General features: G+C 34.9%; 23 protein-coding genes. 9 read left to right on the forward strand and 14 right to left on the reverse strand.

Annotated features, from left to right (window positions below; all coding sequences use genetic code 11):
- Both I2F23_RS11745 and I2F23_RS11750 read right to left on the reverse strand, forming a co-directional pair.
- The coding region (locus I2F23_RS11745) for a helix-turn-helix domain-containing protein (RefSeq protein WP_213014723.1) at positions 1-162 on the reverse strand (162 nt) is incomplete at its 3' end.
- A gap of 116 nt (positions 163-278) precedes the next feature.
- Positions 279-1,016, reverse strand: a complete 738-nt coding sequence (locus I2F23_RS11750; protein WP_195772785.1) for an SDR family oxidoreductase — start codon at positions 1,014-1,016, stop codon at positions 279-281.
- Between the two features lie 203 nt (positions 1,017-1,219).
- Here I2F23_RS11750 and I2F23_RS11755 point away from each other — a divergent pair, with 203 nt between their 5' ends.
- Positions 1,220-1,921, forward strand: a complete 702-nt coding sequence (locus tag I2F23_RS11755) for a DsbC family protein (RefSeq protein ID WP_195772786.1) — start codon at positions 1,220-1,222, stop codon at positions 1,919-1,921.
- Positions 1,922-1,971: 50 nt separating this feature from the next.
- Here the strand turns inward: I2F23_RS11755 and I2F23_RS11760 are convergent, their stop codons facing one another.
- The 7 genes from I2F23_RS11760 to I2F23_RS11790 all read right to left on the reverse strand — a co-directional run bounded on the left by I2F23_RS11760 (position 1,972) and on the right by I2F23_RS11790 (position 8,959).
- Positions 1,972-2,223 carry a GlsB/YeaQ/YmgE family stress response membrane protein gene (locus I2F23_RS11760; protein WP_195772787.1) on the reverse strand — a complete coding sequence of 84 codons (252 nt, stop codon included), beginning with the start codon at positions 2,221-2,223 and terminating at the stop codon, positions 1,972-1,974.
- A 139-nt stretch (positions 2,224-2,362) separates the two neighbouring features.
- Positions 2,363-2,890: a hypoxanthine phosphoribosyltransferase gene (gene hpt / locus I2F23_RS11765; RefSeq protein ID WP_195772788.1), complete on the reverse strand. Its 528-nt coding sequence runs from the start codon at positions 2,888-2,890 to the stop codon at positions 2,363-2,365.
- Positions 2,891-3,009: 119 nt separating this feature from the next.
- Complete coding sequence (gene guaD, locus I2F23_RS11770; RefSeq protein ID WP_195772789.1) at positions 3,010-4,338, reverse strand: guanine deaminase; 1,329 nt, start codon at positions 4,336-4,338, stop codon at positions 3,010-3,012.
- Positions 4,339-4,441: 103 nt separating this feature from the next.
- Positions 4,442-5,413, reverse strand: coding sequence for a TerC family protein (locus I2F23_RS11775; protein WP_195772790.1), 972 nt, complete (start codon positions 5,411-5,413; stop codon positions 4,442-4,444).
- Between the two features lie 272 nt (positions 5,414-5,685).
- Positions 5,686-7,053: a UDP-N-acetylmuramate:L-alanyl-gamma-D-glutamyl-meso-diaminopimelate ligase gene (mpl, locus tag I2F23_RS11780; RefSeq protein WP_195772791.1), complete on the reverse strand. Its 1,368-nt coding sequence runs from the start codon at positions 7,051-7,053 to the stop codon at positions 5,686-5,688.
- 178 nt (positions 7,054-7,231) lie between these two features.
- A complete protein-coding gene (locus tag I2F23_RS11785) occupies positions 7,232-8,350 on the reverse strand; it encodes an S-(hydroxymethyl)glutathione dehydrogenase/class III alcohol dehydrogenase (RefSeq protein WP_195772792.1) in 1,119 nt (372 codons plus the stop codon).
- 354 nt (positions 8,351-8,704) lie between these two features.
- On the reverse strand, positions 8,705-8,959 hold the full coding sequence (locus I2F23_RS11790) for a hypothetical protein (RefSeq protein WP_195772793.1): 255 nt from the start codon (positions 8,957-8,959) through the stop codon (positions 8,705-8,707).
- Between the two features lie 213 nt (positions 8,960-9,172).
- Between I2F23_RS11790 and I2F23_RS11795 the strand changes: the two genes are divergently transcribed.
- The 5 genes from I2F23_RS11795 to I2F23_RS11815 all read left to right on the forward strand — a co-directional run bounded on the left by I2F23_RS11795 (position 9,173) and on the right by I2F23_RS11815 (position 13,570).
- Complete coding sequence (locus tag I2F23_RS11795) at positions 9,173-9,607, forward strand: BLUF domain-containing protein (RefSeq protein WP_195772794.1); 435 nt, start codon at positions 9,173-9,175, stop codon at positions 9,605-9,607.
- Between the two features lie 72 nt (positions 9,608-9,679).
- The gene (locus tag I2F23_RS11800; RefSeq protein WP_195772795.1) at positions 9,680-10,195 is read left to right on the forward strand and encodes a BLUF domain-containing protein; all 516 of its coding nucleotides are present in this window, start codon (positions 9,680-9,682) and stop codon (positions 10,193-10,195) included.
- 188 nt (positions 10,196-10,383) lie between these two features.
- The gene (gene purE, locus I2F23_RS11805; RefSeq protein ID WP_195772796.1) at positions 10,384-10,896 is read left to right on the forward strand and encodes a 5-(carboxyamino)imidazole ribonucleotide mutase; all 513 of its coding nucleotides are present in this window, start codon (positions 10,384-10,386) and stop codon (positions 10,894-10,896) included.
- A gap of 15 nt (positions 10,897-10,911) precedes the next feature.
- Positions 10,912-12,036, forward strand: coding sequence for a 5-(carboxyamino)imidazole ribonucleotide synthase (locus I2F23_RS11810; RefSeq protein ID WP_195772797.1), 1,125 nt, complete (start codon positions 10,912-10,914; stop codon positions 12,034-12,036).
- 238 nt (positions 12,037-12,274) lie between these two features.
- Positions 12,275-13,570 carry a lytic murein transglycosylase gene (locus I2F23_RS11815; protein ID WP_195772798.1) on the forward strand — a complete coding sequence of 432 codons (1,296 nt, stop codon included), beginning with the start codon at positions 12,275-12,277 and terminating at the stop codon, positions 13,568-13,570.
- 9 nt (positions 13,571-13,579) lie between these two features.
- Here the strand turns inward: I2F23_RS11815 and I2F23_RS11820 are convergent, their stop codons facing one another.
- The 5 genes from I2F23_RS11820 to I2F23_RS11840 form a co-directional block, all read right to left on the reverse strand.
- On the reverse strand, positions 13,580-13,987 hold the full coding sequence (locus I2F23_RS11820) for an NUDIX hydrolase (protein WP_195772799.1): 408 nt from the start codon (positions 13,985-13,987) through the stop codon (positions 13,580-13,582).
- Between the two features lie 283 nt (positions 13,988-14,270).
- The gene (locus I2F23_RS11825) at positions 14,271-14,795 is read right to left on the reverse strand and encodes an aromatic acid exporter family protein (RefSeq protein ID WP_195772800.1); all 525 of its coding nucleotides are present in this window, start codon (positions 14,793-14,795) and stop codon (positions 14,271-14,273) included.
- Positions 14,796-14,883: 88 nt separating this feature from the next.
- The gene (dnaK, locus tag I2F23_RS11830; RefSeq protein ID WP_195772801.1) at positions 14,884-16,830 is read right to left on the reverse strand and encodes a molecular chaperone DnaK; all 1,947 of its coding nucleotides are present in this window, start codon (positions 16,828-16,830) and stop codon (positions 14,884-14,886) included.
- Between the two features lie 121 nt (positions 16,831-16,951).
- Entirely contained in the window at positions 16,952-17,503 is a 552-nt protein-coding gene (gene grpE / locus I2F23_RS11835; protein WP_195772802.1) for a nucleotide exchange factor GrpE, read from the reverse strand.
- Positions 17,504-17,673: 170 nt separating this feature from the next.
- The gene (locus I2F23_RS11840; protein WP_195772803.1) at positions 17,674-18,576 is read right to left on the reverse strand and encodes a LysR family transcriptional regulator; all 903 of its coding nucleotides are present in this window, start codon (positions 18,574-18,576) and stop codon (positions 17,674-17,676) included.
- A 103-nt stretch (positions 18,577-18,679) separates the two neighbouring features.
- On the opposite strand from I2F23_RS11840, the gene I2F23_RS11845 reads away from it, so the two are divergent.
- The 3 genes from I2F23_RS11845 to I2F23_RS11855 all read left to right on the forward strand — a co-directional run bounded on the left by I2F23_RS11845 (position 18,680) and on the right by I2F23_RS11855 (position 20,798).
- On the forward strand, positions 18,680-19,543 hold the full coding sequence (locus I2F23_RS11845; RefSeq protein ID WP_228284804.1) for an MBL fold metallo-hydrolase: 864 nt from the start codon (positions 18,680-18,682) through the stop codon (positions 19,541-19,543).
- Positions 19,544-19,882: 339 nt separating this feature from the next.
- Entirely contained in the window at positions 19,883-20,119 is a 237-nt protein-coding gene (locus I2F23_RS11850) for a hypothetical protein (protein WP_195772804.1), read from the forward strand.
- Between the two features lie 124 nt (positions 20,120-20,243).
- Entirely contained in the window at positions 20,244-20,798 is a 555-nt protein-coding gene (locus tag I2F23_RS11855) for a peptidylprolyl isomerase (protein WP_195772805.1), read from the forward strand.
- The last annotated feature ends 269 nt before the right edge of the window (positions 20,799-21,067 follow it).

Consider the following 21,067-nt stretch of genomic DNA (forward strand, 5'->3'; position numbering starts at 1 on the left):
TTTAAAAGGTTTGCGTGGGCGAGTTCTTTTAACCTCAATTCGTTTTTTCCAGCTCAAAATTGTATTTTTATCAATTTCAAATTGTGTCGATACCGCTCGTATGGAATATCCTTCCTCAAGCTTCGCTATCACTTTTCGTCTAAAATGTTCTGAATAACTCATTTTTAAATTGTCTTATATTTTTGATTGTTTGACTATACATACTCGTGAAACATATAAGTCGCTTGTACCCAGATAGGTATATAACATTCTAAAGTCCTTACTTTGCCATCTAAATTTTATACTTCTTGAATGGTTGGTCTGAAAATAATTTCATTAATATCTAAGTTTTTAGGTTGTTGAATAGCAAAAAGTACAGCATTAGCAAAGCTTGACGCAGGAATCTCATTTTGCTCATAAAAGCTTTGCATTGCACTAAGAGACATTTCTGAAGATGAGCCATATTTTAATTCGCTTGCAACTGCACCTGGTGAAATAACTGTCGTGCGTAAATTATAGGGTTTCACCTCCTTTCTTAAACTTTCTGAAATAGCTAAGACAGCCGATTTTGTTGCACTATATACAGCACAGAGTGGCCCAAAAACATGGCCTACAACAGAAGATATATTAATAATCTGTCCATTTTTCTGTTCTTTCATTATTGGCAATACTGCGGCAATACCATGTAAGACACCACGAATATTGACATCAATCATTAGATTCCATTCATCAACTTTGAGTTCTTCTAAAAGTGATAGTGGCATTACGCCTGCATTGTTTATTAGGACATCAACTCTGCCATATAGTTTTATCGCTTGTGCAACCAGATTTTGAACTTGTACCAAATCTCGTACATCTGTTTGAACGCAATGATCGTGAGAAATATTTAACTCATTTGCTAGCTCATGTAGTCTTTCAATACGGCGTGCACCCAAAATGACATTTGCGCCATGATGTACTAAATGTTTAGCCGTTTCATATCCTAGACCTGAAGAAGCACCTGTAATTACAATAACTTTTTGATTTATGTTCATCATATTTATATGCCATTTTAGTGTTTGGATTATTATTCTTTTCCCAACTAAAAAATAAAATACGATAGGAAGTTAAATAATATATAACCTAAAGTTGATAATTATCATTTGTTTCACGTGGAACATTGCCTAATATAACTTTAAACAGAATATTTGTATAAATGTGGTTAAACTGAATTTCTAGTGATTTTATAATGTGATGAGTTATGTGGAAAATAAGGTCAGTCTTACTGATGAATTTATTGGTATCAACCAGCCTATTTTCAGATGTAAGTACTTTAAGTGTTCAATTAAAAAAACAATATCCAAATTTGGATTTTCAGCATCTTCAATCTACAGAAATGAAAGGAGTTTATAGTGCGTCATTAGACCAACAAATTGTCTATGTAGACGAGCGCGCTGAGCATATACTAGTCGGTTCTATGATTCGTTTAAAAGATCAAAAGAATCTTACAAAGGATTTAATGATACAAAACAATAAAGTAGATTGGGATACCCTACCCTTACAAGATGCTATTAAAATTGTAAAAGGAAACGGTCAGCATAAAATAGCTGTTTTTTCTGATCCTAACTGTCCTTACTGTAAAAAGTTAGAGCCAGAATTAGATCGTTTGACGAATGTTACAATTTACGTATTTCTTTATCCTATTCGCCCTGAATCTGTCTTTTCTTCAAAGCAAGTGTGGTGTAGCACAAGTCGACCTTATTATTGGAACAAGTTAATTCGTGAAAATATTAATCCTCAAAACGATGCCAGTTGTAATAATCCTATTCAAAAGAATTTACTTCTAGGTAAAAAAATAGGAATAGAAGGTACACCGGGAATTATTTTTTCAAATGGTTTTAAAACACTAGGTTATATGTCTGCAGGTGAAATTGAAAAGATTTTGAAAAATACAGGAATATAAATAAAAAAAGGCAGTATATAAATATACTGCCTTTTTAAAAATTTTATGGTTTAGTCACTTTTGGTAAAAAAGTTATAAGCAAATAATACGATCACTGCGCCGATGACAGAGGCAATAAAGCCCGCTGATGAATTAGGACCATATAAATGCAACATGCGACCGCCGTATGTTGCAACTAAAGAACCTGCTATCCCTAACAGTGTGGTGACCAAAAATCCTGCTTTGTCATTACCTGGATGTAAAGCACGAGCAATTAACCCGGCTAAGAATCCAATAAAAATGGTGACGATTAGGCTCCACATAATAAGATGCTCCTTAAAGTCTTGGTTTATTTTAGTATTGCGTTTTAGTATTTACGTTTTCTTAAAATTATAATAGACAAAGAATCAAAGATGAATGTTGTTGTTTTGTGCATAAAAAAGTGGCTTTTGCCACTTTTTGTTATAAACCGATTTCGCCAATATATGGAATATGTCGGTATTTTTGATCATAGTCGAGACCATATCCGACAATAAAGCGATCTTCTACCTCAAAACCTAAAAATTTGACATCTAGTTCAATTTCACGGCGTGAAGGTTTGCTTACAAGCGTACATAATTCAATTGAATTTGGACGACGTGTTTGTAGCATTTCTAATACTTTACTTAGCGTATTTCCTGAGTCAATAATGTCTTCAACCACTAAGACATCTTTGCCTTGGATATCTCCATCGAGATCTTTTAAGATTTTAACATCTCGGCTTGAAACAGTGCCTCCACCGTAACTGGAAACTGTCATAAAGTCGAGTTCATGCGTTTTCTCAATTGCACGGCATAAGTCAGCCATGAAAATAACAGAGCCACGTAATAAACCAATCAATACAAGCTCTTTATCGCTATTGGCATAGAACTGGTTAATTTGCTCACCTAGCTGTTTAACTTTGGTTTGAATTTCGTCTGCGGAAATCATCACACGCATTGGAACAGTCATGGGAAGGTCCTACTTGTCTGAATAAAAAAGGTGTTGCGTTGCAACACCTAAAAAAACTCATACTAGTTTAATGCAAAAGATAGCAATATGCATCTTTAGATTGATGAGATGCTATTTCTTTAATGAGGTTTTTGCGTATATGCAATTTTTCCATGAATGTATGTGGTGTGAATATTTCGATCGTCTCCCATGGTAAAGAGTGCAAATAATCGGTCTTCAATACCTTTAGCTTCTGATTGCCTCAAGTGCTGTAAAGCAGTAGCATTGAATTGTATAACAATACAGTCTGCCTCTTTGCCAATATTGAAATTTCCTAACTTATCATCTAGATCGAGTGACTTTGCACCACCGAGTGTTGCATGATAAAGCGATTCAAATGCTGAAAGCTTTTCACCTTGCAATTGTTGAACTTTATATGCTTCATTCAGTGTTTGTAATTGTGAAAAAGATGTCCCTGCACCAATGTCTGTGCCGAGTCCCACTTTGACCTGTTTATCCCAAGCTTGTTTTAAAGAAAATAAGCCACTACCTAAGAACAAATTCGATGTTGGACAAAAGGCAATTGCTGAATCTGTTTGATGCATACATTGCCATTCATCCTCTTCAAGATGTACGCAGTGAGCAAATACAGAACGGTTCCCTGTAAGACCATAATAGTTATAGACATCTAAATAATTTTTTCTTTCCGGAAATAGTGATTTTACCCATGCAATTTCGTCTTTATTTTCACTCAGGTGTGTATGTACATACACGTCAGGGAATTCTTGTTTTAGTTGTCCTGCCTTACTAAGTTGTTCAGGGGTAGAGGTTGGTGCAAATCGTGGTGTAATTGCATAGAGTGCTCTTCCCTTCCCATGCCATTTTTCAATGAGTGCTTTACTGTCTTGGTAAGACTGTTCAGCGGTATCACACAGATCTTCAGGTGCATGTCGATCCATCATGACCTTTCCTGCAATAAGGCGCATATCGAATTTTTCAGCTTCTTCAAATAGTGCATCTATGGATTGAGGATGAACCGTACCAAAAACCAATGCAGTGGTAGTACCATTTTTCAATAATTCTTGAATAAAGATTGCTGCAATTTTATCTGCATATGTTTTATCTTTAAACTTAAGTTCAGTAGGAAATGTATATGTATTTAGCCAGCTTAATAGCTGTTCACCATAGGCACCTACCATTTCTGTTTGAGGGTAATGGATATGAGTATCTATAAAACCGGGAAGAATAAGTTCATTTGGATAATGTTGTACGGTTACACCTTGAGGTAAATATGGCTGTCCATCGTCCCATGTACCAAACCATGTGATTTTGCCTTCACAAGTAATCATTACGCCGTCTTCAATATAGCGGACATAATTTTTAATATCATTCGCTTGGGTGACGGTCTGTGTAATATCTAAAAAATTACCACGAATAACAGAAGATTGAGGAGAGTGTTTCAAAGACATGGTGTGCCTATCTATATTATTTTTTCAATAGATTGTAACTTATTTTTAGAATGGGTTGATGTCATGCGAAAATAAAAAAGGCATGCTTTGCATGCCTTTTTTCTTAAGATTGCTGTTGCTTTTTGTCGTAGTGGAGTGAAAGAATCGTGGTAATAATAAGGACAACCGCAATCACACCTAAAGATAACCAAATCGGAATATGGATATTAAACATCAACATAAGCATTTTAAAACCAATGAATATAAGAATAACGCCTAATCCATAAGGTAGATAATGCATTTTTTGTGCTGCACCAGCCAATAGGAAGAACATTGCACGTAAACCCAAAATTGCCATGAGGTTTGCACTCAGTACAATAAATGGATCGCTTGTTACTGCAAAAATTGCAGGGATAGAGTCAACGGCAAAAATAACATCAGAAACTTCTACCAAAATGAGTACGATAAGTAATGGTGTAACAAACAACTTACCTTTTTCACGAATGGTGAATTTATCTTCACGCAAGGTTGGTGTAATAGGTAGTTTTTTTCTTAACCATTTGAGAAGTTTCATGTCCTCAATATCTGGGTCTTCATCTTGCCCTTTTAAGAACTTATAGCCTGTATAAACAAGGAAAGCACCAAAGATATAGAGAATCCACGAGAATTCTTGGATAAGCCATGCGCCAATAAAAATAAAAATAGTTCTTAAAATGATCGCGCCAAGCACACCATATAATAAGACACGGCGTTGTAAAATAGGTGGAATAGCAAATGCAGAGAAAATCATGAGCCAGACAAATACGTTGTCAATTGCTAAAGATTTTTCAAGCAAGTAACCTGTAATATATTCTAAGGTTTTCTGATTTGCGATTTCTGTTCCAACGGTATTTTGTAGGTATGCCCAAAGACCTCCTGCAAAGAGTAATGCAACAGTGACCCATGCAGCACTCCAAATCCCCGCTTGTTTTAATGAAACACCCTGTGTTCCATCTTTAGTATCTTTTTGTTTGAAACTTAAAAAGTCAATCAGTAACATCACGGCAACAAGGCAAAAGAATACCCCGTATAGCCAAAAGTTTCCGACAGAGTCCATGTTTTACTCCTTCATCTTGCATTTGGCCATAAAAAAACCTTGACCAGTTGCCAGATGATTTATTTACCCTCTGTGACAACATGATCAAGGTCTTGCCTACACTGTATGATGACAGTGCTCAGGTACCGACTTTGTTTTTGCAAAGTGTAATGACGAAACCTGACACTTAGTACTTTACTAAGTTAAGGAGGCTACTCCCCTTGTTCAATTCTGTTTGAATAGTGTTCATTCAATAGAAATATTTTGTCATATTGTCTAATTAAAAGCAAATATTATTGTTTTTTTAAGGTTTTGATAAGCTTTTGATGTAAGCCACCAAAACCACCATTTGACATAATAATAACCGCATCACCTTCATGTGCATCTTTAACAATGTGTTTGATGATGTCATCTAATGAATGAGTTACGTAAGCTTCATTTTTTGAAGCATCAATGACAGGCTGTAAGTCCCAATTAAGACCTTCGGGTTGGTACCAAATGACCTGATCTGCAAGTTCAGTTGCATGTGCAAGACCTTGTTTATGGGTTCCAAGACGCATTGTATTTGAACGAGGTTCAATCACTGCCCATAAACGGCGCTTACCCAATTTTTTGCGAGCGCCATCCAATGTTGTTGCAATTGCTGTTGGATGATGAGCAAAATCGTCATATATTTCTATACCATCAATCGTATCTAGCAACTCCATACGACGCTTTACCCCCCCAAACTTAGACAAAGCCTCACATGCTTGTCCAATGTCAATACCTACATGGTTTGCAGCAGCAATTGAAGCTAGGGCGTTAGCAACACTGTGTTGGCCTGTCATATTCCATTTCACTTCACCAACAAACTGTTGATGATGATACACCTTAAAATGAGAGCCATCTGCTTCAATGAGCTCTGCATATATTTCAGCATCGTTATATGATGTGAGCGCCGTTCTTGTTACGGGTGTCCAACAACCTTGTTTGAGTACATCATCAATATTTGATTCGGTAATGGGTGCAATAATTTTGCCTTCACTCGGAATAGTACGAACAAGATGATGAAATTGTTTTTGAATGGCAGCTAGATCATCAAAAATATCTGCATGGTCAAACTCTAAGTTATTTAAAATTGCTGTTTTAGGGTGGTAGTGAACAAATTTAGAACGTTTATCGAAGAAAGCAGAATCATACTCATCTGCCTCAACAACGAAGTATTGCCCACCTCCTAAACGTGCGCTATGGCTAAAACCAAGGGGTACGCCACCAATAAGAAAGCCAGGATTTAAGCCTGCTTGTTCAAGTACCCATGCAAGCATAGTTGTAGTCGTCGTTTTTCCATGCGTTCCTGCAACAGCCAATACATGTTTATCTTGTAGTACATGTTCAGCTAAAAACTGAGGGCCTGAAGTATATGGTATACCTTCGTTAAGTATATATTCGATAGCATCAATCCCTCGAACCATTGCATTACCAACAATCACTAAATCAGGTCTTGGGTCTAAATGTTCACGATGGTAGCCTTGCATGAGTTCAATACCTGCATTCTCAAGCTGTGTAGACATGGGTGGGTAAACATTTTGATCTGACCCTGTTACCTTATGCCCTAAATCTCGTGCAAGCAGTGCCAAAGAACCCATGAATGTGCCACAAATACCTAAAATATGCAGATGCATGATTTAATTTTCTCCAAATTTTACTCTGTTCTTTTCTGATGTGAACATGAGTAAGGTGCTGATCTTAATTGAAGAAACCATAGCAAGGCTATTGTAGAAAAGATAGTTATAATTGGTGAAGAAAAGCTGAAATAGCAACCACTACAACGGTTTAGTGTAGTAGTTGCGAGACGATTTATTATGTTGCTTGGTAATGAATTACAGTACGAATAGATTGTCTTTTATGCATTAGTTCAAATGCATCGTTAATTTGTTCAAGTGGCATGGTATGTGTGACAAATGGTTCAAGTTGAATATCTCCTTTCATTGCATCTTCAACCATAGTAGGCAACTGACTACGACCCTTAACACCACCGAAAGCAGTCCCCTTCCAAGTTCGTCCTGTTACGAGTTGGAATGGACGGGTTGAGATTTCCTGTCCTGCACCAGCAACCCCAATAATGACTGACTGTCCCCAACCACGATGTGCCGATTCAAGTGCTGAGCGCATGACATTTACATTGCCAATGCATTCAAAAGAGTGATCGACTCCCCATCCTGTCATTTCAACAATAACCTGTTGAATGGGTTGATCAAAATCTTTAGGATTAAGAAAATCAGTTGCTCCGAACGATTCTGCAAGTTTGAACTTTTCAGGATTTGTGTCGACAACAATGATTCGACCTGCTTTAGCCTGCCGAGCACCTTGTACGACCGCAAGACCAATACCACCTAAACCAAAGACGGCGACACTATCACCTTCTTGTACTTTGGCTGTATTGTGAACTGCACCGATACCTGTCGTCACGCCACACCCTAAAAGACAAACTTGTTCATGGTTTGCTTCAGGATTAATTTTTGCAAGAGATACTTCTGCAACGACAGTATATTCACTAAATGTAGAGCAACCCATATAGTGATAGATAGGCTGTCCTTCATAGGAAAATCGTGTTGTACCATCTGGCATTAAGCCTTTACCTTGAGTCGCTCTCACTGCCGTACACAGATTAGTTTTACCTGATTTACAGAAAAGACATTCTTTACATTCGGCGGTATATAACGGAATGACGTGATCACCAGGTTGTACACTTGTTACACCCTCACCGACTTCAACCACAATACCTGCGCCTTCATGACCTAAAATTGCAGGAAATACCCCTTCTGGATCTTCTCCTGAAAGTGTAAAGGCATCTGTATGGCAAACGCCTGTATGACTAATTTGAATAAGTACCTCACCCTTTTGAGGTGGTGCAACATCAACTTCTACAATTTTTAAAGGCTGGCCTGGACCAAATGCAACAGCTGCACGAGATTTCATGATAAATTTCCTATAAATTTAAGTATAAAATTATGGGTATAGTTCGGTGCTTCTCATTTTATTATTGCATAAGGATAAGGAAAAAAGGCTGTAAATTTATGTGAAGAAATAAGCTAAGATTTTATAATTATAATAGTATTATATTTTATTCTTAATAATAGGTGATATATAAATAATTAATTTTTTAATTGCCGAATACAGTTAATTTCTGCTGTATTATAATGAATATGTTTAAAGGTCATTTCTATCTATCTATATCTTTATATTAGAGATATGATATAAACCTATATTTACCGTGTAAAACAAAAATAAGAGAAATATTTATATTAAAAATAGAAAATAGATTGAAGTAAATTAGCTTATCTCTCTAGGTTTATTATAAGAAATCTGACTGACACGATAACTTTTATCTTTAAGACTAATGACATCACCACGTTGGGCATTTGCTAATGCTGAATAGATTGAAAAATCGATAAGACTTGCGTCATTGATATCCATCCATAATGTATTCATTGATATATGATCATTTGTCTTCGTCATATCTTCAATTTTTTGTAAATGCAAAACATGCATGTCATCTGACACCAATGTAATGTATAAATTATTCATGTTTTTCCTGATCTGAAGTGGCCAAATTAAAATATTAATCTCTTCAAATATATTTTTCTGATCTTATCCTATTATATTTGTTAAAAAAATAAAAAATTGTAAGTAAAAGCTTACAATTTTTGGATGCTTTTTATTCTATTTTATTTTTATCTTTCATGTTTTGTGAATATGTTCCATACTAATCACAGACGTTTCAACAAGGGAGCAAATTGTGTGAAATTACATGCTTTATGCTATTGCAGTGTGCGTAAAGGGAGCCATGAAACTTTATTAGATGAAATTCATGATATACTAGAAGTCGCAAAGAAATTTAATAATAAACATAATGTTACAGGGGTTTTATACTACTCTGGAGGGCGATTTTTTCAGTATATAGAAGGACTTGAAATAGTAATTGAAGATTTATTCGATCGTATTGCCGTAGATCCTCGTCATCATTATGTTCATTATTTTGGGACAAGAGCGATACAAGAGCGTAGATTTAATGGTTGGTCTATGAAGTATGTACAAAGAAATTCGCGAGTTGAATTATTTTTTAAAAATCGCGGTGAGAAAACATTAATGTCTTTAGGTTTAAATGACAGTAATCTATCAGATTTTTTGGATGAGTTAGTTCTTGCTGAGCAAGATACGCTTCCCAAAAAATGATGATTGATTTCAATGGATTTTGGGATGGGAGTACATTTATTTCATTATATTGGTATGGTGTAATTGGAATTCTTGACGAAAAAATGGTTGGTGTGGTTAAGGTTGGTTAAAAATATGAAAGTGCGATACTGCTATTTTGGCCTAGTGAGTCGTCAGGAGAATGAAACACTTGTAGATAAACTTCGGTTTATTTATGAAGTTGTATCTAAATATAATCATAAATATAATGTATCTGGAGTATTCTATTATGCCAACCAATCATTTTTTCACTGTATAGAGGGAAATAAAAATACAGTTGATAAGCTGGTTAAATATTTAGGTACAAGTGATAAAATAACTAAAATAAATAAAATAGAAGAAATTGAAATTCAAAATCATCATTATATAGACTGGACAATGAAATATGTCCATAAAGACTCTAATATTATGTCATTCTTTCATGAGTTAGATTATCCTTTGTTTCTCCCTTTGTCTTTATCTGATGATCAGAAATTTAGCTTGATGACTGTCATATTGAATGAATTGCCAGATCCGCTTAAAGTGAAACATGCCAAAGGATATAAAAATAGAGGAAAAAACTTTTATTAAATGATGAAAAAATAAATGAAATTGAAAGTTTTTAAGTGAATGAAATGACACTTTTATTCTATTTTTTGCATAAAAACTTTAACTTGTTGTTGGGTTGGGAGCGATAGAAAAAACAGTTATAATAAAATGAGTTTAAAGTATTACTTATAAGAAGTAATCGCCTCTATTTTCTACTCTCGGAATTTTAAATGAACATGGCTAAAGTTGAAGCAACACCATTAGTTGGAATTATTATGGGATCCCAGTCAGATTGGGCAACGCTTGAACATACTGCACAGATGCTTGAAAAATTAGGCGTTCCTTTTGAGGCAGAGGTTGTTTCAGCACATCGTACTCCAGACCGTTTATTTGAATATGCAGAAACTGCACGTGATCGCGGTATTCAAGTTATTATTGCCGGTGCAGGTGGTGCAGCCCATTTACCAGGTATGTGCGCTGCTAAAACTGATCTTCCAGTATTAGGTGTTCCTGTAAAATCTTCAATTTTAAATGGTGTAGATTCTCTACTTTCAATTGTTCAAATGCCAGCGGGTATTGCTGTAGGTACACTAGCTATTGGACCTGCGGGAGCAACAAATGCTGCAATTATGGCTGCACAGATTTTGGGTTTAACTCATACTGAAATTGCGAATAATGTTGCATCATTTAGAGCATCGCAAACTGAAAAGGTTGCGAATAATAATATTCCTGGGAATGTATAATTAGAGGAATAATTTATGGATACAACGATTGGTATCTTTGGAGGTGGTCAATTAGGTCGTATGATGGCCCAAGCTGCACTACCTCTTAATATTCATTGTACATTTTACGAAGCAAATGTAACGTGCCCTTCTGCAATATTGGGAAAAGTATTTACAAGTCATGAAAGTAAAGATTTAAAACCATTTATAGAAAGTGCGCCTGTATTTAGCTTAGAGTTTGAAAATACGCCTTTAAATGAAGTTGATGAGCTTGTGCAAAGTGGTAAGAAAATTTATCCACCAAGACAAGCTTTGGCTATTGCACAAAATAGATTATCTGAAAAAAATCTCTTTAAAGCATTAGATATCCCCGTTGCGCCATTCCTTGCTGTGGATAACTTAGAAGATATACACATAGCTGTGGAAAAGTTGGGATTACCAATTGTTCTTAAAACAGCAATGGGTGGATACGATGGTAAAGGGCAATTTATTATTCGTACGCATGACCAAATTTCACAAGCATGGGAAGAATTGGGTGCAGCGAAAAGTCTAATTGCGGAAAGCTTTGTTCAGTTTTCTCGAGAAGTTTCTATTATTGCTGTACGCGGACAAGATGGAGATGTAAAAACTTGGCCATTGGCTGAGAATCATCATCATCAAGGTATTCTATCTCATTCTATTGTGCCTGCACCAAAAAGTGAAAGCTTACAGCCTGTTGCACAAGAGTACATTACAAGACTTTTAAATCATTTAGATTATGTTGGTGTACTTACATTAGAACTATTTGTGACTTCGCAAGGTTTGTATGCAAATGAAATGGCACCTAGGGTTCATAACTCTGGTCATTGGTCTATTGAAGGATCAACATGTTCTCAGTTTGAAAACCATATTCGCGCTGTAGCAGGGTTACCGTTGGGTGAAACGGATTGTATTCGTCCTACAGTTATGGTGAATATTATTGGTCAGCATCCTAAAATAGACGATGTTCTTCGTTTAGAGGGAGCACATTTACACCTGTATAATAAGTCTGAACGTGTAGGCCGTAAGCTAGGACATATTACATTAATGCCTCATGGTTCAGAAAATTTAACTGATTTGTGTAGAAAATTGGCTAAGATTTTACCTGAACCATTAGCATTACAAAGTGATATGAATATTTAGCTACATATTCATTTTTCATAAAAATATAAAAAAGCGACCTCTGAGTCGCTTTTTTATATTTATTATTTTATCCACAGTTTTCTTATTTAAATTTAATCATTATTTTAAATTTGAAAACTTGAATTCAAAATCTATGGATATGTTTTTTGAATTCAAAGTTACGATTTATATATTAGATTTAAAAAAAATCCTGATATTCTAAAAAAATTAATCTAAAAATTAACCAAGGATTGTATAGATGAAAAATTATTTGAATTTATTTATTTTTCCTATTATTGCTATAAGTACGATGTCTCATGCAGAGCTTGTTATTAAGTCAGATACACAAAAAATTATGCCTTTGGTTGTGAATGATAAAATTGTCAAAACTGCTGTACAACAGGGAGATTCGGATCTTAAATTTCAGCAATGTCTCGCTCAAATAAATCCTCTAGCACTGGCATCTGGTATCCAAAATGATATATATGATCAATATACAAAAAATTTAACACCAGATTACTCTGTTTTAGATAAGTTAAATTATCAACCAGAATTTTCTACCCCTATTTGGGATTATCTATCGGGTCTTGTTGATGATGAACGTATCGCTTTAGGTCGATCACAGTTAAATCAGCATCAACAAGTTCTAAGTCAAATACAAAACAGATATGGAGTTCCACCTGAAGTCGTTGTTGCTGTTTGGGGCGTAGAAAGTAATTTTGGTAACATTGTTGGTAAATATCCTTTATTACAGTCTTTAGGTACATTAAGTTGTGAAGGACGAAGACAATCCTATTTTAGAGGAGAGTTTTTTGCTGCAATTAGAATTTTGCAAAGTGGTGATTTAACCGAAAATCAATTAATAGGCTCGTGGGCTGGAGCATTTGGTCAAACACAATTTATGCCTTCAACCTATGAGAGATTGGCTGTTGATTTTGATGGTGATGGGCGTAGAGATCTGGTTTCTAATACTTCTGATGCGTTGGCATCTACTGCAAATTTTCTTAAAAAATCAGGTTGGCAGACAGGCATGCCTTGGGGCTTTGAAGTAAAAGTTCCATCAGGATTTATATTTAATAATGAAGGAAGACGTAATAAAAAACCTTTATCAGAATGGCTCTCTAAAGGAGTAACGAGAATAGATGGGAGCGCATTAGTTCAAGGTAATATTACTGAGAATACCGTAGCAGGGTTACTCATGCCTGCAGGTAGTAGTGGTCCTAAATTTTTAGTATTTAAAAATTTCGATGCAATTTATAGTTATAATGCCGCGGAAAGCTATGCTTTAGCAATTGCTTATTTGTCAGATCGTTTAAAAGGCAATGGACCTATTATTGCACTTTGGCCAACAGATGATGCAGGAACTTCTAGAGCAGAACGAAGAGAAATTCAAACCTATTTGATTTCTAAAGGTTATGACATTGGTGAAGCAGATGGCTTAATTGGTGACAAAACACGTCAAGCCATTTCACAAGAACAGCAAAAGTTAGGGTTAAATCGAAATGGACGAGCTGGTCAGATGTTTCTAAATAAAATTCGTAGTTTAAAAAATTAAACTGGTATTTTATGAAAGCTCTCTCCTGACAAGAGGAAATACAATATCCAAAGTGAGGGGCGCGATATTTATATACTGAGTAGCCGATGGGTTAATCCAGATTATCTCTTCAATTTCTGAACATAATTTGGGTTGACCATCGATTTTTACATGATACAAATAAGCTTTCAGATCAAATCCTTTCTCATTTGCAGCTTGAGTATAAAACTCACCATAACTTTTAATAATTGTGGCCTCTAATCCAATTTCTTCTTTTATTTCTCTGATTAAAGCCTGATTTGGGGCTTCACCATTTTCAAGTTTGCCTCCGACTTGCATATAAAAGAGAGTTCCTCTTTTGCGAACCAGTAAAAGCTCACCCTTCTCATTTAAAATAATTGCTGCAGCAACCGTAATTAAATTATTTGATTGATCCATATTATAGTTTCCAAAGTTTAGTCACGTTTAATAACAATACAGTTACTTAATTTAACATTAAAAAAAATTAATATAATTCAATACTTTGAAATTAATTGTATAATATTTATTCATATGTAGGTTTTGGACTACATCATATCTTTGTGAAATTTAATATTCTGTGTTTGCCCAACAAAAAATAAACAAAGAATAATTATAAACATAAATACACAACAGAGGGTGGGCAGATAAACCTCTCTATGAAAATAGAGAGGTTTATCTTATTTATAGCATACACAAAAAATTAAGCTTTATTATATATATGATTTTTCAATATTTTATGACTAAGTTTGTCGACAATGTATGCGATAAGGCAGCCAATTGCGCAAAACAAAATACGTAGTAGCGCGCCATGAAATGTATTATGCGATACATCGTATACCGTAACGATAAGTAAGCCTGATAGTGCGATACCACAGTATTCAGCATGTTTTAGAAGTATGCATGTAATTGTAGTCAGTAATATTCCCAAAATTAGTAATAAGTATTCAATATTAATATATGTATGTTCTTTAGAGAATTGTGAAACAAGTAACCAAATAATAACACCTATACTAGAGCCAATGAGATTGCCTGTGACTTGATTAAAATTGACAGGACTATTGGCATCGTATTGAATAGTAAAAAAGGCAGTCAATGAGCTCCATAAAAAAAAGTTGGAAACATGATCCTTATCTATACAAATAGCAAGTAAAGTTACAATCAGGGCGCATGCGAGAATTTTTAAAATATATAAAATTTTTGCTTTTTGTTCTTCGGTAAAGCTCATATGAAAAATCATGATAATTTTAAGCGTCTATATATTAGAGCATAAAAAAACCGTGCATATTGCACGGTTTTTTAGATTTTAAGAAATCTTATTTCTTATCATCTTTTACTTCTTTAAATTCAGCATCTACAACGCCATCATCAGCTTTCTTCTGCTGAGCTCCACCTTCTTGGTTAAATGCATTTGGATCAAAACCTTGTGCACCACCTTGAGCGCCCTGAGCTTGCTCATAAGCACGCTGAGTAATTGGCATTAAGATGTTTTGTAAGCTTTCAGTTTTTGCTTTGATCGCTTCAGCATCATTTTCTTTTGTTACTGCTTCTAGTTCAGATACCGCAGTATTTACAGCTGTTTTTTCGTCTTCGGTAACTTTATCACCTAAGTCTTTTACAGCTTTATTTGCGCTAGAAATGAGTGCATCTGCTTCATTACGTGCTTTTGCAAGATCTTCAAATTTACGATCTTCTTCAGCATTTGCCTCAGCATCTCTGATCATTGCTTCTACTTCTTCATCAGATAAACCAGAGTTTGCTTTAATCTGAATAGACTGTTCTTTACCTGTGCTCTTATCTTTCGCAGATACTTTTAATATACCATCTGCATTGATATCGAAAGAAACTTCAATTTGTGGCACACCGCGTGGCGCAGGTGGAATATCACCTAATTGAAAGTTACCCAACAATTTGTTTTGTTGAGCCATTTTACGCTCACCTTGGTAAACAGCGATATCAACTGCAGGTTGGTTGTCTGCTGCTGTAGAGAACACTTGTGATTTCTTAGAAGGAATCGTTGTGTTCTTTTCAATGATTGGTGTAAGTACACCACCCATTGTTTCAATACCAAGTGTTAAAGGTGTTACGTCAAGAAGTAGAACGTCATTTTTATCACCAGAAAGTACTGCACCTTGAATTGCAGCACCCATTGCTACTGCTTCATCAGGGTTAACGTCTTTACGTGGCTCTTTACCAAAGAATGCTTGTACTTTTTGTTGTACAAGTGGCATACGCGTTTGGCCACCCACTAAGATAACATCTGAAATTTCATTACTTGAAAGGCCAGCATCTTTAAGTGCAATACGACAAGGCTCAAGTGTACGTTCAACTAGGTCAGCAACTAATGATTCAAGTTTTGCACGTGTTACATTAATTACTAAGTGTTTTGGACCACTTGCATCTGCAGTGATGTACGGAAGGTTAATTTCAGTACCATTTGAAGATGAAAGTTCAATTTTTGCTTTTTCAGCTGCTTCTTTTAAACGTTGTAGTGCAAGAGGATCATTTTTTAGATTAACGTCTTGCTCTTTTTTGAACTCTTCAACTAAGTAGTCAATTAATGCTGTATCGAAGTCTTCACCACCTAAGAATGTGTCACCATTTGTAGAAAGTACTTCAATTTGTTGATCGCCATCTAAGTCAGCAATTTCAATGATAGATACGTCAAATGTACCACCACCTAAATCGTATACAGCAACTTTACGATCGCCTTCTTTTTTGTCCATACCGAACGCAAGTGCAGCTGCAGTTGGCTCGTTAATGATACGTTTTACATCTAGACCAGCAATTTTACCAGCATCTTTCGTTGCTTGACGTTGTGCATCATTGAAGTACGCAGGTACTGTAATAACCGCTTCAGTAACAGCTTCACCTAAATAGTCTTCAGCAGTTTTTTTCATTTTTTTCAAAATTTCTGCTGAAACTTGTTGTGGTGCAAGTTTTTTATCGTTTACTTCAACCCAAGCATCGCCATTATCTGCTTTTACAATTTTGTATGGCACAAGACCAATATCTTTTTGTACAGCAGAATCTTCGTAACGACGACCAATTAAACGCTTGATTGCATATAACGTATTTTTTGGATTAGTAACTGCTTGACGCTTTGCACTTTGACCAACAAGTGTTTCACCATCTTTATATGCAATGATAGATGGGGTTGTGCGTGCGCCTTCAGCGTTATCAATTACTTTTACTTTTTCGCCTTCAAGTACTGCAACACATGAGTTGGTAGTACCTAAGTCAATACCAATAATCTTAGCCATTGAATGTGTCCTCTAAAATTTATTTTGCAATGTTTTCGCTTGTTATTCGATATGAGAGTGAATCTAATTTTTTCAAGCAAAAAAATTAAAAAAATTAAAAAAACTCTCTAATATTAGTTAATTATTGACCAACAGTAACCATCGCAGGGCGGAGTAAACGACCTGATAATGTATAACCTTTTTGTAAAACATTTCCGATTTCACCTACTTTTGCTTCAGGATCAATACCTACCGCTTGGTGTAACTCGGCATTAAAACCATTGGCTGTATCTACAGCAACGATTCCATTTTTTTCTAATGTGGTGAGTAGTGATTTAAGCGTAAGCTCTACACCTTCTAGTAGAGGGCTTTTTTCTTCACTTGTTGCTTGAATTGCACGCTCAAGATTGTCTACAGAATCTAGTAAACTTTTGGCGAATTTTTCTAAAGCAAATTTTTTCGCGGTATCTGCTTCACGCTCAACACGCTCTTTTACTTTTTCAGATTCGTAAATTGCATTTGCTGCACGTGCTTTTTCAAGTTTTAAACTTTCTTCAAGTTTCGTAATTTGGGCTTGTAAATCTTCTACGCTCACATCAGCTTGCTCATTATTTTCTTCAACCTGAGCTTCTTGTTCGTGTTTTTCTACTTCAGACTGATTTTCTTGAGCTTGGTTTTTTTGCTCGTTCGCCATTGATGATCTCCGTTTAAAAAGTTTTTCAAACATGTACAGTCCTTAATTGGCATCCGTTCAGTCTTGAACAGGCATTATGCTGAACTGCCATGGGAAGTTTGTAAAATGATTAACTTAAAGGTATGGGCGCAAGAGTAAAATTCAAGAACTAAAATTTATTAATTCGCAAATTAAATACAATCCTCATGTTTTTTGAGAAGAATGGGTAAGTTTTCTTGAATAAAAGCAATAAATTTTTGAGAAATGAGTGGAAGATGATGGCGAGAGGTATATACCAAGGAAAGCATAATATCTGGTGCTGTATACTCGGGAAGTACAATATTTAGATTTCCATGTTTTAGGTCGTTTAGTACTACGTATGTAGGTAACATCGCAATTCCACAACCTTCTACACACATTTTATGTAATGCTAATACATCATTACTTTTAAATGTACTCTTTACCGTATAATTCTGAGGTTGTTGATCTCTGTTAATAAAAGTCCAAGTACTCAATTGAGCATAGTGAACAATACAGTCATGCTGAATCAATTGACTTGGATGAGTGAGGGTGTCTATCTTGTTTAAATAGATAGGGCTTGCACAAAAAGAAGAGGGGATTGGATAAACTGGCCTTGCAATCAATCCATCTGCAATATTTTGTGCAATCCTAAATGCAATATCTACACGATCTTCAATAAGGTCAATGGTGGACTCACTCAATTGAATATCGAACTCTACCTTTGGGAAAAGCTGACGGAATTGAGCAATACATTTATCTACACCCATTTGAAACAAAAAACTACTGCAAGAAATTCGAATAACGCCCTGATGTTGTTCATGAGCTGCCAATCCATATAGAAGCTTTTCTTGTTGTAAAATATTTTCACAATAAAGTAATGCTTGTTCTCCTGCGGGTGTTAAAGATATTTTTCTCGTGTTTCTCTGAAATAAGCGTGTCGAAAACTTTTCCTCAAGATGTTCTAAATATCGAGATACCATCGCTCGAGAATAGTTAAGATGATCCGCTGCTTTAGTAAAACTTCCGTATTGATGAATAGTCACAAAAACTTGAATGGCTTTTAGGGTATCCATAAAAAATTGTTGCTTATAATGAAATAGACTATCTTAAATGAGCAACTTTAAAGCGTATATAAGAAGATTAAAATAAACTGCTCATAATAGAAGAGATAAAAATATGACGACCATACAAAAGTTATCGGTAGCTTTAGTATTTAATAGTGCGCTGCTTATGCAGAACACTTATGCTGAAAATATTAAAATTCAACCTTTTCTTGCATCCTCTGAAAATTTTGGAGTCACATCTACACTGATTGAAACAGATAAAGAGGTAATGCTAGTTAATGCACAGTTTTCAAAATCTGAAGCATTACGTGTCGCTGCAAATATATTAGATAGTGGGAAGACATTAAAAACTATTTTTGTGAGTTATGGTGATCCAGACTATTATTTTGGCCTTGATGTATTACAACAAATATTTCCTCAAGCACAAATTATTGCTACACCTGAAACGGTTAAGCATATCCAAGATACATATCAACTAAAACAAAACTATTGGTCTGTGCAAATGGGAGAAAATGCACCTCATAAAATTATTATTCCTCATACCTATACAGCGAAAGAAATAGATTTTGATGGATTAAATATTCAGATTAAGGGTAAAAAAGAACTAACTTATTTATGGATACCTCACTTAAAAGTAGTAGTGGGAGGTATTCCAGTATCTTCAGGTATTCACTTATGGATGGCTGATACATCAACACGCGCATCTAGACAGGAGGTTTTGGAGACTTTACAAGATATTAAAAAGCTCATGCCTAAAACTGTAATTCCTGCACATATGGCTCATGGGTCACTACAGAATATGCCTGCTGTAGACTTTTCTATCCAATACCTTAAAAAATACGAGAAAGCTGTAGGTGAAACCAAAGATGCAAACCAACTTATTTCAAAGATGAAAAAAGCATATCCTCATCTACATGAAGTAAGTAGCTTAGAGTTAGGAGCAAAAGTTGTAAAAGGTGAAATGAAGTGGCCATAATAATATAAAAATCAAAAAAATCATGATTATGCATATAGAAAGATATCGCTTTGTTATCTGAGTGTGTCTTTCTATGACCTAAATGAAATTATTATTTTGATATTAAGTGAACAATAAAAGAAGAATAAATTTAAAAAAGAATAGATATAGCAATAGCTTAAGGTAAATTAATTCATGCATGGACAATAAGTATCGATTAACAAAATACATGCTCTGGTAAAGAAAAACTTTAAAAATTTAGCAGATTCAACATATTGAGCGTTTAAAAAAATATGCATGATGCAAATACTCCGATGTTGAGTATTTATTTATTTTCCTTTTAGGAACGAGTGATTGATTATGAAAAAATTAGCTTTAATCTCTTTAACTGTTGTTGGATTCACTTTGTCGGCTGTAGGTTGTGCTTCACAAAAAGCAGAAGAGCCAAAAAATACAGCGTCATCTATGACAGCTTCACAAAATACAGATGCATCAAGTGCAGGTTCAGTACCAATGGCTTCAACTGATACATCTGGTCAAATATCATCACCAATGACATCTTCTACAGCTTCAGACGTAACAACAACGGCTCAATAAAATATAGAAAGTAAAGTGATACCTACATATAAAATTGTAGTATCACTTTAACTTTTTAAAATTGTGTTTCACGTGAAACCATGTTACAGATTAAGTTAAATAAAATTTTAGTAATCACGTGTACATGAAAAAATCGATTCTTTTATTCTTATCTACGCTTGCATGTGGGTCAGTTTTTGCAAATACCTATGTAGAGATGAAAACATCTATGGGAAATGTAGAGATTGAACTTAATGATGCCCAAGCACCCCTATCAACAAAAAACTTTTTACACTATGTGAATACTAAGTTTTATGACAATACGACTTTTCATCGTGTTATTCCGGGTTTTATGATTCAAGGTGGTGGATTTGACAAAAACTTTAGTGAAAAACAAACACAGGCACCTATAAAAAATGAGTCATATAATGGTCTACAAAACATTCGCGGCTCATTAGCTATGGCAAGAACTAGCGATCCAGATTCAGCAACAGCACAATTTTTTATTAATACGGTTGATAATCCTAATTTAAATAAAAGTATGTATAACGATGGTTATGCAGTTTTTGGTAAAGTCACTAAAGGGATGGATATTGTAGATAAAATATCAAAGGTAGAAACAACAGATAAAGGCATGTATCAAAACGTACCTGTAAAGCCGATTTATATTGAAAGTATAAAGGTTGAAACTAAAAAATAGCTTTAGCTCCATTTGTTTTGGTTTAAAAGTATCCATATTTAGTAAAAACCGTCCAATTTCGTCTACAATTTGTTCTATTGGCAAATAAAATAGAAATAAAATGGCTTAGGGGGTTGTGTTTGGAATTGATTGGTCTATAATGCGTATCCATCGGCGGTGATGTTGAAAGAAACTTCTTGATAAACAATAACTTAGTTGATTGGTTTAGGATTTAGTTCTTAGATTGATTGAGGTTGGGGTTTGATGAAGAAGATAAAAAACTTTCAGAT

The organism is Acinetobacter pollinis, from assembly GCF_015627175.1.
Classification (GTDB): domain Bacteria; phylum Pseudomonadota; class Gammaproteobacteria; order Pseudomonadales; family Moraxellaceae; genus Acinetobacter; species Acinetobacter pollinis.